The organism is Zongyangia acetica (assembly GCF_038739695.1).
GTDB lineage: Bacteria > Bacillota > Clostridia > Oscillospirales > Ruminococcaceae > Zongyangia > Zongyangia gallinarum.
This window is the reverse complement of record NZ_JBBEWN010000007.1, coordinates 29,633-49,012: the sequence shown is the minus strand read 5'-3', so window position 1 is coordinate 49,012 and position 19,380 is coordinate 29,633. Positions and strand designations below refer to the sequence as shown.

At 58.7% G+C, this 19,380-nt stretch carries 23 protein-coding genes; 15 read left to right on the top strand and 8 right to left on the bottom strand.

Translation table 11 applies throughout. The annotated features are described in order from the left end of the window. The gene (locus WGC32_RS07750; protein WP_191481305.1) at positions 1 to 201 is read left to right on the top strand and encodes a PTS ascorbate transporter subunit IIC; all 201 of its coding nucleotides are present in this window, start codon (positions 1 to 3) and stop codon (positions 199 to 201) included. Positions 202 to 250: 49 nt separating this feature from the next. On the opposite strand, the gene WGC32_RS07745 is transcribed toward WGC32_RS07750, so the two are convergent. The 8 genes from WGC32_RS07745 to WGC32_RS07710 all read right to left on the bottom strand — a co-directional run bounded on the left by WGC32_RS07745 (position 251) and on the right by WGC32_RS07710 (position 9,425). Beyond that, positions 251 to 925, bottom strand: a complete 675-nt coding sequence (locus WGC32_RS07745) for an LUD domain-containing protein (RefSeq protein ID WP_191509365.1) — start codon at positions 923 to 925, stop codon at positions 251 to 253. Between the two features lie 147 nt (positions 926 to 1,072). Beyond that, positions 1,073 to 1,981: an ornithine carbamoyltransferase gene (gene argF / locus WGC32_RS07740; RefSeq protein ID WP_191509366.1), complete on the bottom strand. Its 909-nt coding sequence runs from the start codon at positions 1,979 to 1,981 to the stop codon at positions 1,073 to 1,075. A gap of 20 nt (positions 1,982 to 2,001) precedes the next feature. Next, positions 2,002 to 3,186, bottom strand: a complete 1,185-nt coding sequence (locus tag WGC32_RS07735) for an aspartate aminotransferase family protein (protein WP_342681284.1) — start codon at positions 3,184 to 3,186, stop codon at positions 2,002 to 2,004. A 76-nt stretch (positions 3,187 to 3,262) separates the two neighbouring features. Continuing rightward, a complete protein-coding gene (gene argB / locus WGC32_RS07730; protein WP_191481466.1) occupies positions 3,263 to 4,120 on the bottom strand; it encodes an acetylglutamate kinase in 858 nt (285 codons plus the stop codon). Between the two features lie 75 nt (positions 4,121 to 4,195). Next, a complete protein-coding gene (gene argJ / locus WGC32_RS07725; RefSeq protein WP_462933628.1) occupies positions 4,196 to 5,416 on the bottom strand; it encodes a bifunctional glutamate N-acetyltransferase/amino-acid acetyltransferase ArgJ in 1,221 nt (406 codons plus the stop codon). A gap of 245 nt (positions 5,417 to 5,661) precedes the next feature. After that, positions 5,662 to 6,696, bottom strand: coding sequence for an N-acetyl-gamma-glutamyl-phosphate reductase (gene argC / locus WGC32_RS07720; RefSeq protein WP_342681282.1), 1,035 nt, complete (start codon positions 6,694 to 6,696; stop codon positions 5,662 to 5,664). A gap of 35 nt (positions 6,697 to 6,731) precedes the next feature. Then, positions 6,732 to 8,102, bottom strand: coding sequence for an argininosuccinate lyase (argH, locus tag WGC32_RS07715; protein WP_191509368.1), 1,371 nt, complete (start codon positions 8,100 to 8,102; stop codon positions 6,732 to 6,734). 99 nt (positions 8,103 to 8,201) lie between these two features. Beyond that, positions 8,202 to 9,425, bottom strand: a complete 1,224-nt coding sequence (locus tag WGC32_RS07710) for an argininosuccinate synthase (RefSeq protein WP_191509369.1) — start codon at positions 9,423 to 9,425, stop codon at positions 8,202 to 8,204. A 384-nt stretch (positions 9,426 to 9,809) separates the two neighbouring features. Between WGC32_RS07710 and WGC32_RS07705 the strand changes: the two genes are divergently transcribed. From WGC32_RS07705 to WGC32_RS07640, 14 genes are all read left to right on the top strand, one after another. Next, positions 9,810 to 10,715 (top strand): LCP family glycopolymer transferase, encoded by a 906-nt coding sequence (locus WGC32_RS07705; protein WP_342681281.1) that lies wholly within the window; start codon positions 9,810 to 9,812, stop codon positions 10,713 to 10,715. A gap of 135 nt (positions 10,716 to 10,850) precedes the next feature. Then, complete coding sequence (locus WGC32_RS07700; protein WP_342681280.1) at positions 10,851 to 11,189, top strand: hypothetical protein; 339 nt, start codon at positions 10,851 to 10,853, stop codon at positions 11,187 to 11,189. 14 nt (positions 11,190 to 11,203) lie between these two features. After that, a complete protein-coding gene (locus tag WGC32_RS07695; RefSeq protein ID WP_342681279.1) occupies positions 11,204 to 12,457 on the top strand; it encodes a PBSX family phage terminase large subunit in 1,254 nt (417 codons plus the stop codon). A 34-nt stretch (positions 12,458 to 12,491) separates the two neighbouring features. Beyond that, positions 12,492 to 13,640 (top strand): phage portal protein, encoded by a 1,149-nt coding sequence (locus tag WGC32_RS07690; RefSeq protein ID WP_342681278.1) that lies wholly within the window; start codon positions 12,492 to 12,494, stop codon positions 13,638 to 13,640. 13 nt (positions 13,641 to 13,653) lie between these two features. After that, positions 13,654 to 14,622: a hypothetical protein gene (locus tag WGC32_RS07685; protein ID WP_342681277.1), complete on the top strand. Its 969-nt coding sequence runs from the start codon at positions 13,654 to 13,656 to the stop codon at positions 14,620 to 14,622. A gap of 12 nt (positions 14,623 to 14,634) precedes the next feature. After that, positions 14,635 to 14,970, top strand: coding sequence for a hypothetical protein (locus WGC32_RS07680; protein WP_342681276.1), 336 nt, complete (start codon positions 14,635 to 14,637; stop codon positions 14,968 to 14,970). Positions 14,971 to 15,003: 33 nt separating this feature from the next. Next, a complete protein-coding gene (locus WGC32_RS07675; protein ID WP_342681275.1) occupies positions 15,004 to 16,020 on the top strand; it encodes a phage major capsid protein in 1,017 nt (338 codons plus the stop codon). A gap of 99 nt (positions 16,021 to 16,119) precedes the next feature. Next, positions 16,120 to 16,482 (top strand): hypothetical protein, encoded by a 363-nt coding sequence (locus WGC32_RS07670; protein WP_191509376.1) that lies wholly within the window; start codon positions 16,120 to 16,122, stop codon positions 16,480 to 16,482. 9 nt (positions 16,483 to 16,491) lie between these two features. Beyond that, a complete protein-coding gene (locus WGC32_RS07665) occupies positions 16,492 to 16,812 on the top strand; it encodes a hypothetical protein (RefSeq protein ID WP_342681274.1) in 321 nt (106 codons plus the stop codon). After that, a complete protein-coding gene (locus tag WGC32_RS07660; RefSeq protein WP_342681273.1) occupies positions 16,813 to 17,310 on the top strand; it encodes a hypothetical protein in 498 nt (165 codons plus the stop codon). After that, positions 17,307 to 18,374, top strand: coding sequence for a phage tail sheath subtilisin-like domain-containing protein (locus WGC32_RS07655; protein ID WP_342681272.1), 1,068 nt, complete (start codon positions 17,307 to 17,309; stop codon positions 18,372 to 18,374). The genes WGC32_RS07660 and WGC32_RS07655 overlap by 4 nt, the downstream gene beginning before the upstream one ends. A gap of 10 nt (positions 18,375 to 18,384) precedes the next feature. Continuing rightward, positions 18,385 to 18,765 (top strand): hypothetical protein, encoded by a 381-nt coding sequence (locus WGC32_RS07650; protein ID WP_342681271.1) that lies wholly within the window; start codon positions 18,385 to 18,387, stop codon positions 18,763 to 18,765. Next, positions 18,765 to 19,073 carry a hypothetical protein gene (locus tag WGC32_RS07645; RefSeq protein WP_342681270.1) on the top strand — a complete coding sequence of 103 codons (309 nt, stop codon included), beginning with the start codon at positions 18,765 to 18,767 and terminating at the stop codon, positions 19,071 to 19,073. Before WGC32_RS07650 ends, WGC32_RS07645 begins: the two co-directional genes overlap by 1 nt. After that, entirely contained in the window at positions 19,060 to 19,371 is a 312-nt protein-coding gene (locus tag WGC32_RS07640; RefSeq protein WP_342681269.1) for a hypothetical protein, read from the top strand. Before WGC32_RS07645 ends, WGC32_RS07640 begins: the two co-directional genes overlap by 14 nt. Positions 19,372 to 19,380 lie beyond the last annotated feature (9 nt).

Here is a 19,380-nt window from a genome sequence, read left to right as displayed (position 1 = left end):
ATGGCTGACAACCAGAAAAAGCAGGTGCCGCTCCGCCTCTCTGCCAAGCTTTATGACGCCATCGCCGCCTGGGCGGCCGACGATTTCCGGTCGGTCAACGGACAGATCGAGTATCTCTTAACCGAGTGTGTCCGCCAGCGGAAGAAAAACGGCAAATATGTACCGGAAGAACTGGATCCGCCTTTGGACCTGGACATCTAAAAAACCGGGGAAGGAATATTCCTTCCCCGGTTTTTTCTCGGCCTTTGCATTAATAGCCCAGGTCCTCTCCCACCAGGATGACCTTAATCCGGTTTTTCTGTTTCTGATAGGCCTGGACGAGATAGGAGCTGCAGATCCTGGCCGGGCTCTGACATCCGTCGGTCATGGACGAATGCTCTTTGCCGAGGCTGACACAGCGGCCCTTCTCCCGGCAGTAGGTCTCGCAGGGGATCCGCTGGCAGTTGGCGGGACATGCGATGGCTTTCACCCGGTTAATGGCTTCATCCAGGTTGCAAACCACCTTGTTATAGCCCACCACCAGGATCACCGACTTGGGACCAAAGGCCAGGGCGGCCACCCGGTTGGCGTTGCCGTCTACATTATAAAGCTCTCCGGCCTCGGTGACGGCGTTGGAGGAACAGAGATAGGTATCCGCAAAAAAGGCTTTGCGGGTGACTTCTTCCTTCTCCTCCGGGCTCAGGTCTGGATCAGACCGGTCTAAGAAGGTATATTTTCCGCTTTTGAGCAAATCGATAATCCCGCACTCTTTGAGGGACATGGAACCGCCGGTGGCGACAGTTTCCCCCTCCCGAAGCATGGACTGCACCAGCTGCAGGGCTTCTTCCCCTGAAGGGACATAGAATGCCTGCATGTTATTTTTCTCCAGGTTGGAACAGACAATGGCCATGCGCTTTTCCATGGCGGCTCTGGCGTTTTGATCCATACGAACACGCTCCTTTTGATGATATGTCTGCCGCAGGCCTCAGGCGTTGCGGCATAAATTCCTACTTTTAGCATAGACCGGGAAAATCCCCTTGTCAATCAAAACCAAAAAATCCACGGGATTTTGTGGCTCCCGTGGATTTTTCTTTTATTTTTTCAGCAGTTTGACCAGCACCGCTTTCTGGGCATGAAGGCGGTTTTCCGCCTCGTCAAAGATTTCATCCGCGTGCTTTTCAAAGGTTTCCTCGGTGATTTCCTCCCCGCGATGGGCGGGCAGGCAGTGCTGAACCATGCAGTCCGCCTTTGCCACCGACAGGAGCTTTTCGTTGACCTGATAGCCTTCAAACACCTTCCGGCGCTCCGCGGCTTCACCCTCCTGGCCCATGGAGGCCCAAACGTCGGTGAAGATAACGTCGGCGTCCCGGGCGGCGGTGAAGATATCCTCGGTGAGGGTAAACGCATCTCCATAATCCTTGGCAAAATCCAGGACAACCGGATCGGGACGATAGGCCGCGGGGGTAGCTACCGCCACCTCCATCCCCATCTTCAGGCCGCCGACGATGAGGGAGTTGGCCATGTTGTTTCCATCCCCGATGTAGCACATGCGAAGCCCCTCCAGCAGGCTTTTGTGCTCCCGGATGGTCATCAGATCCGCCAGCACCTGGCAGGGATGGCAGAAGTCGGTCAGCCCGTTGATGATGGGGATAGAACCGTACTTCGCCAGATCCTCCACCTCTTTTTGGGCAAAGGTGCGGATCATAATGGCATCCAGATATCGGGAGAGAACCCGGGCTGTATCCTGCACCGGCTCGCCCCGGCCAATCTGCAGATCGGAGGAGGAGAGCATGAGGGCGTGGCCGCCCAGCTGGTACATACCGGTTTCAAAGGAAACGCGGGTGCGGGTGGAGGCTTTTTGGAAGATCATGCCCAGGGTCATGCCCTTCAGCGGCATATTCTTGATGCCGTGTTTGGTCTCATACTTGAGCTGATCCGCCAGGTTGAGGAGATCTGTGATCTCTTCCTTGCTGAGATCCAGAAGCTTGAGCAGATGGTTCATGGGTCAAACCTGCCTTTCTATCATTGATTATGAGCGGAAAGGACCTTTTCCAGAATATCCAGGCCCTTGTTGATCTCTTCATCGGAAATGGTCAGGGGAGGAAGCATCCTCACCTTGGCTTTGGCCGTCAGCAGCATCAGCCCCGCTTCCAGGGCCTCCTTGACAATCTGCCCCGAGGTCAGCCCCTCCTTCAGGGAGACCCCCAGCATCAGGCCGCGGCCGGTGACGCCGGTGACACAGGGCATTTTCCGCACCCGGTCGGTGATGTAGATGCCCTTCTGCCGCACCTCGTCCAAAAACGCCTCGTCTATCCGCTTTAGTATCTCTACCGCGCCGGCGCAGGCCACTGGGTTGCCGCCAAAAGTGCTGCCATGGTCGGAGTAATGAAGGGTATCCGCCACCTTGCCGCCCAAAAGCACGGCGCCGATGGGCAATCCGCCGCCCAGGCCTTTGGCCAGGGTGACAATATCCGGCTGGATGCCGAAATATTCATAGGAGAACAGTTTCCCAGTGCGGCCGATGCCGGTCTGGACCTCGTCTACAATCAGGAGGATATCCCGCTCTTTGCAGAAGGAAGCCAGCTCCTTGACATAGCTTTCCTGCAGGGGGACCACGCCGCCTTCTCCTTGGATCATCTCCGCCATCACCGCCACGGTGGCGTCGTCGGCTTTGTTCTTCAGATCCTCCATATCCCCGGCAATGGCATAGTCAAAGCCTTGGGGAAAGGGGCCGAAATTTTTGTGGAAACCCTCCTGGCCGGTGGCGGTCAGGGTGGTGATGGTCCGGCCATGGAAGGAGTTGACCAGGGTGATGATCTTGTTGCGGCGGCCCTCGTAGCGGTCTACGCCGTACTTCCTCGCCACCTTGATGGCGCCCTCATTGGCTTCGGCGCCGGAATTGGCGAAGAACACCTTTTCCATGCCGGAGCGCTGGCAGAGGATCTGGCCTACCTGGGTATCCGGCTGGGTGTAATAAAGGTTGGAGGTGTGCTGGAGCTTGGAAAGCTGCTCTGTCACCGCCTTTACCCATCCGTCGTCACAAAAGCCCAGGGAATTGACCCCGATGCCCGCGGTAAAATCAATGTACTCCTTGCCGTCCATATCATAGCAGGTAGCGCCTTTGCCATGATCCAGCACCGCGTCAAAACGGTTGTAAATCGGCGCAAGGTACTGCTTGTCGGCAGCTTTGACCGTATCTCCCTTCAATGGGAAAACCTCCTTTATCCCAGCATCTTCTGGAATGTTTATTACTTAAAGTATATAAAACTATAAAATATACAAATTAGATAAACATGGTGCCAATGCCTTCGTCGGAAAGCATCTCGATGAGGATGGAATGGGGGATGCGCCCATCGATGATAAAGGTGCGCTTTACCCCCCGGCGGACAGCCTCCACACAGCACTGGACTTTCGGGATCATGCCGCCTTGGATAATCCCCTGGCTGACCAGGTAAGGCACCTCGCTGACCTGAACCACCGGGATCAGGGTATCGTCGTCCTCCTTATCCCGGAGCAGGCCCCGGATGTCGGTCATGAGCATCAGGTTTTCCGCATGCAGCTCAGAGGCGATACGGGCCGCAGCGGTATCCGCGTTGATGTTGTAGACCTGGCCCTCTTCATCGCATCCCACCGTGGCGATCACCGGCGTATATCCGGCATCCAAACAATCCAAGATGGTCGAGGTGTTGACCTTCTCCACATCCCCTACAAAGCCTAGGTCTACATCCCCCTCATGCTTTTTGGCGGTGAGCATACCGCCGTCAATCCCACACAGACCAATGGCTTTTCCACCTGCTTTCCCCATGAGGGAAACTAGGTTCTTGTTGACCTTGCCGGCCAGGACCATCTGGACAATATCCGCCGTCTCGGCGTCGGTGTAGCGCAGGCCTCCTACAAATTTGCTCTCCTTGCCCATGGCTTTCAGGGTGGCGCTGATCTCCGGACCTCCTCCATGGACCAGAACCACCTTGATTCCTACCTGGGAGAGGAGTACAATGTCGCTCATCACTGCCTGTTTCAGTTCTTCATCAATCATGGCGTTGCCGCCGTATTTGATGACAACCACCTTATTGTCGTATTTTTGCAGATAGGGCAGGGCCTGTACCAGCACATGTGCCTTATCCGAATTGGAAAGCTTCATCTTTTTCGTCTCCATACTTTTTTATGTATTCTCCTCAGCCCAACTTAGCTGGGTTGGCTTACCGCCGGAAGGCGGTTAGGTGCGGTAGTCCCCGTTGATCTTGACATAGTCGTAGGTCAGGTCACAGCCATAGGCGGTGGCCTCCTCCTCGCCGTCAAAGAGCTCGATGAGGATGGTGATCTCTTTCTGGGAAAGGATGACCTTGGCCTCCTCCTCGGAAAACTCCACCCCGGCGGCGTTTTCGCAGACCAGGATGGATCCAGCGCAGGAGGACAGGGTAACCCGGGTCTTATCAATATTGAAGTTGGCGTCGGTGTAACCAATGGCGCAGAGCACCCGGCCCCAGTTGGCGTCAGACCCGAACATGGCCGCCTTAAACAGGCTGGAGGTAATCACGCTCTTGGCAATCTTCCGGGCGGTATCCTTGGTGGGGGCTCCCTGGACGGTGCAGATCAGGGCTTTGCTGGCGCCTTCTCCATCGGCGGCCACCTCTTTGGCCAGATGGCGGCAAACCTCCAGCAGGGCTTCGGTAAAGGTTTCGAAAAACAGTCCTTCCCCGTCGATCATGACGTTGCCTGCCTGGCCGCTGGCCATTATGGACACCATATCGTTGGTGGAGGTATCCCCATCCACGCTGACCATATTGAAGGTATCCGTCACGCAAAGGGACAGGGCTTTTTTCAGCATATCCGGGTCAATGCTCACATCGGTGGTGAGAAAGCAGAGCATGGTGGCCATGTTGGGATGGATCATCCCAGAACCTTTGGCCATGCCGGCGATGCGGCACTCCTTGCCGCCCAGCTCAAAGGAAACGGCAATCTCTTTGCGGCAGGTGTCGGTGGTCAGAATGGCCTCCGCCGCATCGGCGCTCCCTTCTTTGGAAAGGGTCTGGGCCAGCTCATGGGCATGGCTCTGGATAGGCGCAATGGGCAGCACCTGGCCGATGACACCGGTGGAAGCTACGATCACGTTTTCCGGCGTAATAGAAAGCTCTTTCGCGATGATGTCGCACATCATCTGGGCCTTTTCCTCTCCGTCGGCGTTGCAGGTGTTGGCGTTGCCGCTGTTGCAGATGACCGCCTGGGCAAGCCCGTCGGCAATATTCTTTCGGGTCACCAGAATCGGCGCTCCCTTGACCTTATTCTGGGTGTAGACCGCGGCGGCAGAGCATAAGCTGTCGCTGTAAATGAGGGCCAGATCCCGTTTTTCCTTATTCTTGCGGATGCCGCAGTGAATACCGGAGGCGGTAAAGCCCCGGGGCGCGCAGATGCCGCCTTCAATTTTAATCAGTTCCATATCCATTCTATCATTCCTTCCAGGCGTCCGCCGCAGGGCGGCAACCGCCGTTAATTATCCATCTATTCGCAGCCACCTGCCGGTGGAGGATGTCGCGGACGGCAAGTTGCCGTGGCCAAGTCGCGTTGTGGCTCTATCTAAAACAAAAACGCGTGTGCCGCGGCAGTATTGCAAATGTAACCTAGGGTGCGTCATGCCCGCCGCTAGGCGTGCCCCGGGAGGGAGGGGCCGCGGCAGGGCAGCTATTAGAAGCACAGGGGCGCCATATGCAGGCCCATATCCTCGGGCAGTCCCAAAGCCAGATTCATGTTCTGGATGGCCTGGCCCGCCGCCCCCTTGACCATATTGTCAATGGTGGAGACGATAATGAGCCGGCCGGTGCGGGGATCCGCGTGAACCGAAATATCGCAGTAGTTGGAGCCCCGGACATTTTTCAGGTTGGCCACAGCTCCCTCCTTCATCACCCGGACAAAGGTCTCCCCCTGGTAGGTGTGGGCGTAGAGTTCATGAAGCTCCTTGGGGGACAGTGGCGTCTTCATCTTGGCATAGATGGTGGAGACAATGCCCCGGTTTAGAGGGATCAGATGGGGGACAAAGGTGACATAGACATCCCGGCCCACAATCTGGGAGATGGTCTGTTCAATCTCCGGGGTATGGCGGTGGGACGCAATCTTATAGGGAGAAAAAGCCTCGTTGCAGTCGGGGTAATGGCTGGTCTGGGACAAGCCCCGGCCCGCCCCGGTGACGCCGGACTTGGAGTCGATGACAATGGTATCCGGGTCGATGATCCCAGCTTTCAGGGCGGGGAAAAGGCCCAAGGCGATAGAGGTGGGATAGCAGCCTGGGTTTCCGATAATCTTGGCGCCTTTTACCTTCTCCCGATGGAGCTCGGGAATGGAGTAAACCGCCAGCTTGTGCAGTTCTGGGTCTTTATAATCCAGCTTATACCACTCTTTATAATCCTCCGGGTCACAGAGGCGGAAATCCGCGCCCAGGTCGATGAGCAATTTATCCTGGTCTACGCATTTGCGGCCGATTTCCTCGGAAACGCCGTGGGGTACGCTGGCGAAAACCACCTCGCAGGCGTCGATGACCTCGTCGGTGGTCAGCAGCTTCTGAGGACAGATGCCGGCAAGGGAGGGGTAGATGTCGTCGATCTCCTGGCCCTCGAAGCTCACCGATCCCAGAGCCTGGATATGGACCTGGGGATGTCCATGGAGGATGCGGATCAGCTCCACTCCGGCATAGCCGGTGGCGCCGATAATTCCTACGTCGATCATGGGGGACACTTCCTTCTTTCTATGGATACCGGAGGCTATTTTAACAGCTCCCGGGTCATGTCAATTTGGTTTTGCACGCTCTGAGGCGCCGGACCTCCGGGCACCTTCCGGTCAAAGGCGCATTTTTCCAGGTTGATGGCGGTGTAGATATCCTCCTCAAAGAGGCCGGACATCTCTTGGTAGGCGGAAAGCTCCAGGGTCTCCAGAGTCTTGCCCTCGTCGATACAGCGGGCTACCAGGGTGCCGGTAATCTTGTAGGCATCCCGGAAGGCCATGCCCTTTTTCACCAGGTAATCGGCACAGTCGGTGGCGTTGATGAAGCCCTTGGCCGCCGCCTGGCGCATATTCTCTTTGAGCACCGTCATGGTCCTAAGCATAGGGATAAAGGTGGTCAGGCAAAGATCCACCGTATCCAGCGCGTCGAAGATGGCCTCCTTATCCTCCTGCATGTCTTTATTATAAGCCAAAGGCAGCCCCTTCATCATGGTCAGCAGGGTCATCAGATCCCCGTAGACCCGGCCGGTCTTCCCCCGGACAAGCTCGGTGATATCCGGATTCTTTTTCTGGGGCATAATGGAGGAGCCGGTGGCATAGGCGTCGTCCAGTTCAATAAACTTAAACTCCCAGGAGCACCAGAGGATAATCTCCTCGGAGAAACGGGAGAGATGCATCATGATGATGGAAAGATCAGAGGCCAGCTCAATACAGAAATCCCGGTCGGAAACCCCGTCCAGGCTGTTGGCGGTGATCTTGTCAAATCCCAAAGCCCGGCGCACCATGTCCCGGTTGATGGGATAGGTGGTGGCCGCCAGGGCGCCGGAGCCCAAAGGCATGGAGCTTGTCAGCTTTCTCCAGTTTTTCAGCCGGTCCAGATCCCGCAGGAACATCTGGGCATAGGCCATCAGGTGGTGGCCGAAGGTGATGGGCTGGGCCCGCTGCAGATGGGTGTAGCCGGGCATAACCGTCTCCTTATGCTCCTCGGCCAGGTCGCAGAGGACGCCGACGAGCTCTTTGAGAAGCGCTTCCAGCTCCCCGGCGTGATCCAGCAGGTACATCCGCAGATCCAGGGCCACCTGGTCGTTGCGGCTGCGGGCGGTATGCAGGCGCTTGCCTGTCTCCCCCAGCCGGCGGGTCAGTTCCGCCTCCACAAACATGTGGATGTCCTCGGCCTCCGGGTCAAAAGGCAGCTCACCGCTGTCAATATCCGCCTTGATCTCCTCCAGACACCGGCAGATGGCGTCAGCTTCCTTTTCCTCGATGATCCCCGTGGCCCCCAGCATGGTGGCGTGGGCGATGCTGCCCCGGATGTCCTGGGCATACATACGGCTGTCAAAGGAGATGGAGGAATTAAAATCATTGACCTTGCTATCCACTTCTTTTTTAAACCTTCCGGCCCAAAGCTTCATGAATTTCTCCCCTTTCCGCAGTCCATACCGCGGTGTGAAATAACAGTTAGGCCGGCGGATGCCAGCCTAACCCGGTAAAATGTTGAAAATGTAGCTGTCTTATTTGTTCTGCTCCCGCTGCTCATCCAACAGGGCCTTGACCTTGATGGGCAGGCCGAACAGGTTGATGAAGCCGGCGGAATCGTTCTGATCGTAAACGTCGTCCTCGCCAAAGCTGGCAAACTCCTCGGAGTAGAGGGTGTAGGGGCTGGTGACGCCGGCGTTGATGATGTTGCCTTTGTAGAGTTTCAGCTTCACATCGCCGGTCACCGTCTCTTGGGTGGCGTCCACAAAGGCGGAGAGAGCTTCCCGCAGGGGGGTGAACCACTGGCCGTTGTATACGATATCCGCGAATTTCAGGGCTACCTGCTGTTTGTAGTGCTGGGTTTCTTTATCCAGGCAGATGGTCTCCAGCACCTCGTGGGCGTGGTAGAGGATGGTGCCGCCGGGGGTCTCATAAACGCCCCGGGACTTCATGCCCACCAGACGGTTTTCCACAATGTCGGCCAGGCCGATGCCGTTTTCCCCGCCCAGCTTGTTGAGCTTCTTGACCAGGGTGGGGCCGTCCATCTCCACCCCGTCAATGGCGGTGGGGATACCCTTCTCGAAGTGGATGGTCACATAGGTGGCCTTATCCGGCGCCTTTTCAGGGGAGACGCCCATCTCGAGGATCTCGTCGTATTTCGGCTCGTTGGCAGGATCCTCCAGATCCAGTCCCTCGTGGGAGAGGTGCCACAGGTTTTTATCCTTGGAGTAGTTGGTCTCCCTGGTGATCTTCAGGGGGATGTTGTGGGCGATGGCGTAATCGATCTCATCATCCCGGGACTTAAACTCCCAAGTCCTCCAGGGAGCGATGATGGGCATGTTGGGGGCGAAAGCCTTGATAGCCAGCTCAAACCGAACCTGGTCATTGCCCTTGCCGGTGCAGCCGTGGGCAATGGCGTCGCAGCCCTCTTTTTTGGCGATTTCCACCAGCCGTTTGCCGATGAGGGGACGGGCAAAGGATGTGCCCAGCAGATATTTGTTTTCATAGACAGCGCCCGCTTTCAGGGTGGGGAAGATATAGTCCTCCACAAACTCCTTCTGCAGATCCTCAATATAGAGTTTGGAAGCGCCGGTGGCGATGGCTTTTTCCTCCAGGCCATCCAGCTCCGCCTCCTGGCCTACATCGGCGGCCATGGCGATAACCTCGCAGCCGTCATAATGCTCTTTGAGCCAGGGAATAATAATGGAGGTATCCAGTCCTCCGGAATACGCAAGCAGTACTTTTTTAAACTTTGCCATGTGAATGTCCCCTTACTTTGTAAAATAAAAGCCCTCGGGCTTGATTTATCAGACGGTGTACCGTCGTTTTCTATCTGTCATTATACACCTGTAAAGAGAAAAAACAAGAGTTTTATGCATATTTATTCAGTCAATCTGAGATTTTGTTGCTTTCACCAGTTTGCAAAACGAAATGGGTTTTTCCCTGGTGAATTTCCACAATTCCCTTGTAGTTCTGTTCCTATTTTATCTAATCCGACATATTTTCCCTTGGGAAATGCTAGCGCAGATATTCACATTTTATGCATATGTTGTATATTCATACATCCTTGCCGAGCTCTTCCGGCAGTATGATTGGGGAAAATCTGTTTATCCTAAGTAACAGAAGGTCCAAGGGGGGATGGTATGCAACAGAAAACGCCGAAAAAACATGAGGTCAAAAGCTTTCTTCTGGCCTTTGGCGCCGCCTTTTGGGTGTTGGCGGTCATCGCCACCGCCGTTGTCATGATAGTGGGGCGGAAGAACGGCCTTATCCAGGAGGAAATCTCCAAGCCCCAGGTGGAGGACAGCTACATCCCCTCCGATGAGGACGATTTGACCCTCCTTCTCTCCTTCCACGAGGATCCGTCGGCGGAGGACTCCCTGGCCTCCTATCACCTCCTCCACTTTGACGCCGCCACCGCCCGGACCCTGGTCATCCCCCTGCCCTATCAAACCGCTTTGGATACAAGCCAGGGGACGGACACCTTGGACGGCATCTGGAAGGAGGGCCGGGGGGAGATGGCCGCCGCCGCTGTAGGGGAACATCTCCAGGTCCCGGTGGACGCCTATATGGACATGGACCTTGCGGGGCTGGAGGAGTTTATCTCCCGGTGCGGAACCGTCAAGTATGAGATCGCCCAATCGGCCAGCTTCACCCGGGGGGAGCGGAAGGTCTCCCTTTCCCAGGGCAAGCAGCTGATGGATGGGCAGAAGATCGTGGATCTGGGCTACTACCTGCGCACCACCCAGGGAGAGATGGCCCGCAACGACTTTTTGGCCCAGATGGTGGGGCTGTTTGTGGAGCTTCGTATCGCGCCGCTCTATTTAGAGGACGCCGACGCCCTCTTCCAAAACCTGCTGGAGTGCTTTTCCACCAATCTTTCCGCCCAGGAGTTTGTCAGCCGCTCCAGCTTTTTCCGCAGCCTATTTTCCAAAGACGGCCGGACGACGGCGGTTTCTCTGGGAGGACGCTATTACAGCAACCGGACCGGTTTTATCATCAACGGCACGGCGGTGCAGACCTTGCGGGGCATGTTGGGGGCGGGGTGATCCCAGCGCCATGCCGGACAACAATGCAAAGAAAATTTTCTAAGAGGTTGTGCCTTTGGGTGCAACCTCTTTTCTTTTGGCGGGAAGATCGTAAGCACAAGGAAAGGAGGCTTCATTCTGGCTGGATATAACAGGATGCCGGCAAAACGCAGCCGGCCCAAAACGGTGGAAGAGGGACTGCGGAAGCTGGCCATGGGGCCGGTCAACGACAGCGTCAAGCTGGTGACCCAGCCCCTTGACCAGCCGATCCCCATTGAGGGGCTGGACCTATTCCATATCAAAGAGATCAAAACCAACAAAGAGGGGATGGAGATCAAATTCTACGACCGGCTGGAAGCCCTCAAATGCCTAGACGCTCTTCAGCAGCGGCGGGAGGAACTCCAGGAGGGCCGGCAGATTTTGGCGGCCCTGACCCAGGACAGCGGCGGCATCCGGGAGGACGATCCCGGCAGTCCATCGCCGGGCGGCCTTTGACCGGGGCGAAAGCCATGGTGACATCCTTTTCACAAAAGCAGAAGGCTGTGCTTCGGTGGTGGACTGAGGCCAGCCCTTACCGGGACTATGACGCCATCATCTGCGACGGCGCCGTCCGGTCGGGAAAGACCCTGTCCATGGGCCTTTCCTTCTTCGTCTGGGCCATGCTGGGCTTTGACAAAAGCGCTTTTGCCCTGTGCGGGAAAACGTTGGGGTGCATCCGGAGGAACCTTTTAACCCCTCTGCTGCCCACCCTGAAGGCTCTGGGCTTTTCTGTCCACCTGGCCCTTTCCAAAAATGAGCTGACCCTCTCCCACGGAGGCAGGCAGAACCGCTTCTATCTCTTTGGGGGAGGCGATGAGGGCGCCGCCGCCCGGATCCAGGGCGTCACCCTGTCGGGGGCGCTGTTTGACGAGGTGGCGCTGCTGCCCCGCTCCTTTGTGGAGCAGGCCCTGGCCCGGTGCTCGGTCAGCGGTTCCAAATTCTGGTTTAACTGCAATCCCGAGCATCCGGGCCACTGGTTTTACACCCAGTGGATCAAAAAGCGGCGGGAGAAGCGGGCTTTGTACCTGCATTTCACCATGGAGGATAACCCATCCCTGACCCCGGAGATCATCCGGCGGTACCAAAAGCTCTATTCCGGCGCCTTTTATGAGCGGTTTGTCCTGGGCCGGTGGAGCGCTGTCACCGGGGCGGTGTATCCCATGTTCTCCCCCTCGGCCCATGTGGCTTCCCGGCTGCCGGGCCGGTTTGAACGGTACCTGCTCTCCTGCGACTACGGCATTGTCAACCCCTGCTCCGCCGGGCTGTGGGGCCTCTCCGCCGGGGTCTGGTACCGGATGCGGGAGTACTACTATGACGCCAAGGCCCAAAACGCCCCCTACCGCACCGACGAGGAACACTACCGGGCCATCGAAGCCCTCTGCGGCGGGCTTCCTGTGGAGGAGATCGTCCTGGACCCGTCAGCCAAAAGCCTGATGGAAACCATTAAAAGCCATGGACGCTTCCGCCCCATCCCGGCGGACAACGGGGTGCTGCCCGGCATCCGGGCGGTGACGGCGGCCCTGGAGCAGGGGAAAATCCTCATCGGGGAGGGCTGCAGGGACGCCATCCGGGAGTTTTCCCTCTACCGGTGGGACGAAAGCGGAAAGAAAGACCAGGTGGTCAAGGCCTTTGACCACGCCATGGACGATATCCGCTATTTTGTCATGTACGCGGTGGAGCGGCCCTCCCAGGGCTTCTTCGCCCTGGCCGCGGAACGGCCTTGAGCATCCATTTCACATGAATTTTGGAGGTGGTCATTTGCGTTTCCCTTTTAAACGGCGGCCCGTCCCTCCGGCCGCGGCCCAGGCGGTGCAAACCGCTCCGGCGCCAGGGCTTTTCTGGGAGGGGCAGGGGCTCATGGGGCTGGAACACCAGTGCCAGCTCTATGACCGGCTGCGCCAGTCGGTCCCCATCATCGACGCGGCCCTGTGCAAAATTGTCCGGCTGACCATGGGGGAAATCTCCCTGACCCTGTCGGACAAAAAAGCGGAGAAGGAACTTTCCCGCTTTTTGCGGCAGGTGCCGGTGGCAGGCGGGGGCGAGGGCATTACAGAATTCCTCTCCCGGTACCTGGACAGTCTTCTGTGCTACGGCAACGCGGCGGGGGAGGTGATCTTCGACCACAAACGGGGGGAGATCACCGGCCTTTATAACGCCGCCCTTTCCGACATCGAGGTGCGCCCTGGGGACAGCCCCATGGAAAGGCGCATCTTCTCCCGGCATGGCGGTTTTGACCTGCGCCCGGTGCCCTATCCGCAGCTGGTCCTCTTTACCCCCTTGTCTCCCAAGCCGGGGCAGGTGGTGGGCCGCTCCCTCCTCGCCAGCCTGCCCTTTGTCTCCTCGGTGCTGCTCAAAATCTATGAGGCCACCCGCCAGAACTTCGAGCGGGTGGGCAATGTCCGCTTTGCCGTAACCTACCGCCCCGGCGAGGGGGCCATGGACCGGGCCTATGCCCAGGAGATGGCGGAAAACATCGCCGCCCAGTGGCGCAATGCCCTAAGCCAAAGCGACGGGAAGGTCAGGGACTTTGTCTGCGTGGGGGATGTGGACATCAAGGTCATCGGCGCGGACAACCAGATTCTGGATATCCAGGTGCCCGCCCGGCAGATGGCCGAACAGATCGTGGCAAAGCTGGGGATCCCTCCCTTCCTGCTGGGGCTGCAGTGGTCCACCACCGAGCGGATGAGCGCCCAGCAGGCGGACATCCTGACCAGCGAGCTGGACTCCTACCGGATGCTCTTAAACGGCGTCATCCGCAGGATTGCCGGCATCTGGCTTTTGTCCCGGGGCATCCGGGAGGAGCCGGAGATCACCTGGGAGGAAATCAACCTCCAGGACCAGGTGGAAGCCGCCCGGGCCCGGCTCTATGACGCCCAGGCGAAAAATCTGACGGGTCAGGCCCGTTAAAGGAGGTGAATCTATGGAAAAAAGCAAAAATTCTACCCCTTCCCCGAAGGGGAACGTCAGCGAGGATGTGATGGAGAAGATCAGCGCCTACAGCCTGCGGCCTCTCTCCCCGGAGGAGGTCTATGTCTTTTCGGTGATCCTCTGCGACAACGACATCGACCGGGATTACGAGCGCTTTGACCGGGCGGGGCTGGAAAAGCTGGCCCAGCTGTTTCTGGGCAAAACCGGCATCTTTGACCACAACCCCAAAAGCCAGAACCAGACCGCCCGGATCTTTGACTGCCGGGTGATGGAGGATCCCAGCCGGGTCTGTTCAGACGGCACAGCCTACCACTATCTCAAAGCCAGCGCCTACATCGTCCGCTCCCAGCAGAACGAGCCTCTCATCCTGGACATCGACGCCGGCATCAAGAAGGAGGTCAGCATCGGGTGCAGTGTGGAGAAAAGCATCTGCTCCATCTGCGGCGCCGATGCCAAAAAATCCCCCTGCGCCCACCGGAAGGGGAAGACCTACGACGGGAAGCTGTGCTACCACATCCTGGCAGGCCCCACCGACGCCTATGAGTGGTCCTTTGTGGCCGTTCCCGCCCAGCGCAGGGCCGGCGTCACCAAGGGCTACCGCCAAGAGGCGGGGAACTGCCTGGAGCATCTTCTCAAAAGCCTGTCTTTCGGCCGGGAGGTCACCCTCTCCCCCGAGCAGTCGGGAGCGCTGGGGGACTATCTTGACCAGCTAAGGACAGGGGCCAAGCTGGGCTGGCAGTACCTAGAGGATCTCAAAAAACGGGTGCGCTCCCTGGCCCTTGTCTGCGAAGAGGCGGGGGAGGCCGCCGCCTTTTCCTCCCTGGTGGAGAAGATGGACCTAGAGGAACTCAAGGCCTTCGAAAAATCCTTCGAGACGCGCCTTTCCGGCGGCCCGGCCCCCCAGCTTGCCCCGGAACGAAACCCCAGCCAACCCTCCCCCAACGGGGAATTTAAAATTTAGGAGGAATGCACCATGACAGTATCTTTTAAGGGAATCGGCCAGACTGCCGCCACCTTCACCGTAAGCGGGACGCTGGCCTCCGGCGACGTGGTCGCCATGAGCGGCAACGGCCAGGTGAAAAAGGCAGACGCCGGCGACGACATCGCCGGGGTTTGCCAGAGTATCCGCCACGGCCTTGCCACCGTCATTGTGGCCGGCCACGCCCAGATGACCGCGTCCGGCTCTGTCACCGTTGGAATCGCCTCCCTAGAGGCTGACACCGGCGGCAAGGTCAAAGCCGCCGCCGAGGGAGGCCGCCAGGTGCTGGTGGTCGCCGTTCAAAATAACATCCTGGACGTCATTCTGTAGTCTACCCATTCAGCGAAAGGAGAGTGCCAATCCATGCAGACCTATGAAAATATCCCCCTGGACCGCTCCATGTATGCCGCCGCCTCCAAAAGCTTTTCCCGGATTTTGGAGGAGATGGACCCTACCGCCCATTACCAGGGCACCGAGCTTGGCTCCCTAGACGCCTATCAGCGGCAGCTCAAGCGGTTTGACATCAAGGTGTCCGGGGAAAACTCGGACACGGTGGACAAGTTCTTCGCCGATCCCGCCGGGGCAGCCCTCTTCCCGGAGTACATCGTCCGGGCGGTGCGCCAGGGCATGGACGAGGGGAATATCCTCTCCTCCATTGTGGCCACCAAGACGGTCATCGACACCATGGACTACCGGGGCGTCACCTCGGAAAACGAGGGCAATTCCGCCAAGGAGGTGGGGGAGGGCGCCCAGATCCCCCAGACCGTCTTAAAGCTAAAGGACAACCTCATCCGGCTGGTCAAGCGGGGCCGGATGCTGGTTTCCTCCTATGAGGCGGTCCGCCATCAGAAGCTGGATCTATTCACCATCGCCCTGCGCCAGATGGGCTCCACCATGGCAAGGGCCCAGCTTGCCGACGCCATCGGTGTGCTGATGGACGGCGACGGCAACAAAAATCCCGCCAAGACGCTGGAAACCGCGGCGGCGGATACGGTCACCTACACCGACCTGGTGAACCTTTGGAAGGAATTTGAGGAATATCAGATGAACACCCTGCTGGTCTCCCCCGACGTCATGGCAAAGCTTTTGGTGCTGGACGAGTTTAAGGACACCGGCGCCGGGGATCTCTTTAATGCCACCGGTATGCTGCGCACCCCCATGGGCGCCATGCTCTATAAGACCAGCTGTGTTCCCGAGGACACCATCATCGCCTTTGACCGCCGCTATGCCCTGGAAATGGTCTGCGCTTCTCAGGTGCAGATCGACTACGACAAGGTCATGGACCGCCAGCTGGACCGGGCTGCTATCACCGCCATTGTGGGCTTTGGCAAGCTCTTCCCCGACGCGGTCAGGGTCATGACCGTCAAAAAGGGTTCCTAGCCCATGCAGGGATAAAAATCCGCGCCTTTTTCCGCGGCGGGAACCCTCCCGCCGCCCGCCGGCGCGGGAGCCAGGTCCTCATGAGAAAGGAGATGTCCTTTGGAAATCGGTAAAATCGTAGAAAACTTCGCCCTCTTCGCAGGGCTCTCTGTCAGCGACGCCATGCAGTGGCTCCCCCTCTGCCGCTGGGCCAAGGAATCGGTGGAACAGTCCCTGCGTCCCGGCGTCGATCTCCAGAAAAATAAAGAACGGCTTTCCCTGGTGGCGGCTGCCCTGGCCCTGCGGGCCTACGACGGGGGGCTTTCCGGCTCCAGCGATCTGCGCAGCATGTCGGTGGGGGATGTGAAGGTGGAAAACGCCGCCTCCGGTTCCGCCGCTTCCCAGAAAATCTGGGAGGAGATGTGGGGCCTTTGCCGGGATCTGCTCCAGCACCCCCAGGGCGGGGTCTGGATGAGCTGTTAGGAGGGCCCTATGAAGATACAAAGACAATTTCGGTGGTTTCTCTCCCACTACGGCACCCAGATGGAGGTGGAGGGCCACACCTTCAAAGGGGTGCTCCTCCCCGCTTTTAAGACTACCATGGGCCACCGGGAACGGGGGGACTTTATCCCCGCCGGGCAGAGCCCTTTGGAGGAGTATCTCTATATGGGGGACCCCCAGCGGGAGCTGCCGGTGGACAGCCTGCTTTCCTGCGGGGGCCGTCAGTTTGTGGTGCGATCCAGCATGACGGTCCTCTTTGAGGACGCGCCCCTCTACACCCGGGCCATCCTCGCCCCAGTGGAGGTGAGCTAGATGGCTGTCATCGCCGCTTTCGACCGTCTCTACCGGCTCAAAGAAGAGGTCCGGGATCTCATTGCCCAGGCCGGCATCCCCCAGACAGACATCCTCTGTGAGTTTCCCCCCAAGGGGCGGGCCTATCCCCTGAGACGCCCCTGCATCTGCGTGGGGCTTTCCTCCATCCAGATGGGAGCCGGCGCTCTGGGCGGCTTTGTAGGCGCCCAGAAGGAGGGGGCGGAGCTTTTTGGAAAACGCCTGGAAGTGGAGTTTCGCTTTGACATCTACCTGCCCAAAGGGTGGGAAGAGGACTGCCACTCCTATTTCTGCACCCTCTGCGATATTCTCACCGGCCAGCTGCCGGACATGGAAAAGATGTGGTGCGGGGAGATGTCCTCCACCGCCCAGAACGACGGCTTCACCCTGCCCTGCTATGCCCGGCTTTCCGCCCTGGCCTGCCAGGGGGAGGAGGAAGCCGCCCTGACCCAAATCATCCTGAGGAGGAAGGAACTATGAGTGTTTCTCCAACATCCCAGACCGCAAATGAGCGGCCGGGGGTGACATCCAGCTATGTGGTGTGGTCCCTCTACCAGGGCAATGAAAACGCCCTGCCGGTGGGCCTTATCGGGCCGGCCGCCCAGAACAATGACGGGACGGCCTATGAAATCTCCTCCATGGGAGGGATGGAGGATACCTTCGGAAAGGGGAGCGGCAGCCTCCTTGCCGGGGCGGGTATCCTCTTTGAAAACGGCGTCACCAGCCTGACGGTGGCCGCCGTCCCGGCAGAGGGGGCGGAGGATGACGACTACAAGGCCGCCATCGTCGCCCTCTGTCAAAAATCCGCGCCCCGGATCATCGTCTGCGACAGCACCTCCCAAACGGTGCTCACAGCCCTGAGGGATCAAATCGCCGCGGACAGCGCCGCCCAGATGGAGCGGGTGGCCATCTGCCCGGCCCCCCAGCCGGACACAGCCCTGACCCTGGCCGCCGCCCTGAACAGCGAACGGATGATGCTCTGCGCCGGGGCAGGGGTGGCGGGGGAACAATCCAGCCCCTTCTTCACCGCCTGCGCCATGGCGGGATTATACGCCACCGCCGCCGACCCCTCGGCCAACCTTTCAGGCAGCGCCATGACCGGTATCGCCGGCCTAGCGGAGGAACTCTCCGAAGCCGACATCCAGCGGCTGCTGGCCGGCGGCGTCACCCCCTTTGAAACGGTGGGTGGGGCGGTGGAGTGTATAAAGCCCGTCTCCACCCGCACCACCACCGACGGGGTCCCCGACCGGACCTGGCACTCCATGGGCACCATCATGACCATCGACTATGTCACGATCCGCCTGCGGCAGATGCTGAAAATCCGGATGAAGGGGGCCAAGAACAATCTGGCCACCCGGGAGTCCATCCGCAGCCAGGTGGCTTTGGAGCTTGCCACCCTCTGTCAAAACGGCATTCTGGATGACTACGGGCCGCCTCAGGTCTTCAAATCGGAAAGCGATCCCGGCGTCTGCCAGGTGGAGCTTTCCTTCAAGGTTTCCGGCGCCATGGACCGGATCCATGTGGCGGCCTACATTACCATTTAGGAGGGAAGTTATGATTGTCTCTTTTCCCACCAGCCGGGATATCTCCATCGAGATCAACGGCAAGCGTTTGGCCGTGGCCCAGTCCTACAAGGTCAAGGCCTCCAAGGAGAGCCGCTATATCGAAAGCTTTGGCCAGGAGGAACCGGTGGGCACCGTAGGGGGCCGCAACCGCTATCTCATCGAGCTCAGCCGGGTCTATGTCACCGACACGGCCCTTTCCGACGGCATCGATTTTTACACCCTTTCTGACTTTAACGTGGTCATCGCCAAGCCGGACAAGCGGATCATCTTCTCCGGCTGCGAGTGGTCCGACATTGTGGAGGGCTCCTCGGTAGGGGAAGTGGTGCTGGAGTCTGTGGCCATCCTGGCCTCCAAAAGGATGGAAGTGTAATGGAAGAAATCACACTCAGGGGGAATCCCTATGAAATCAGGCCCATCAGCGCCTATGACGCGGTGCGGGGGGCGGCTCTCGCCCAGAAATCCGCCAAAGCACTGAAAAAAATCTGGCCGGAGGACCTAACCCGCCTTTGCGACGGGGGATGCATCGCCGTCCTCTGTCTCTACCGGCAGGGGCGCCGGGCCTTTCACAGCCCCCTTTCCGCCCTGCGAAGCCTCAGCGTCGAGGAAATCTGCCTGGTGGAGAAAGCCTATCTCTCCTTAATGGCAGAGGGAAAGGAGGGGGAGCATGGCCTACTTTGAGCGGCTTATCTCCATGGCGGCCTCCGCCCCCCAAATCCCGGAAAGCCTGCTGGAGCCGGCGGCGGAGAAGCCTCCTCATCCTCCCCGGGAAAGGGGGCTGCCAAACCGGGCTCCGGCGGATTTTTCCCTCAAAAAGGCGGAGGGACGGATGGAGGTTTCCATCAAGGAGCCGCCGCCCCTCACCATCTCCGCTTCGCCGGTATCCCGCATGATCCCGGACCGGCGGAGTCTGGCGGAGGAAATCTCCGACGAAATTATGCTGGACGCCCGGCGTTACGGCGTCCCTCTGGAGGAATAACATGGCGTC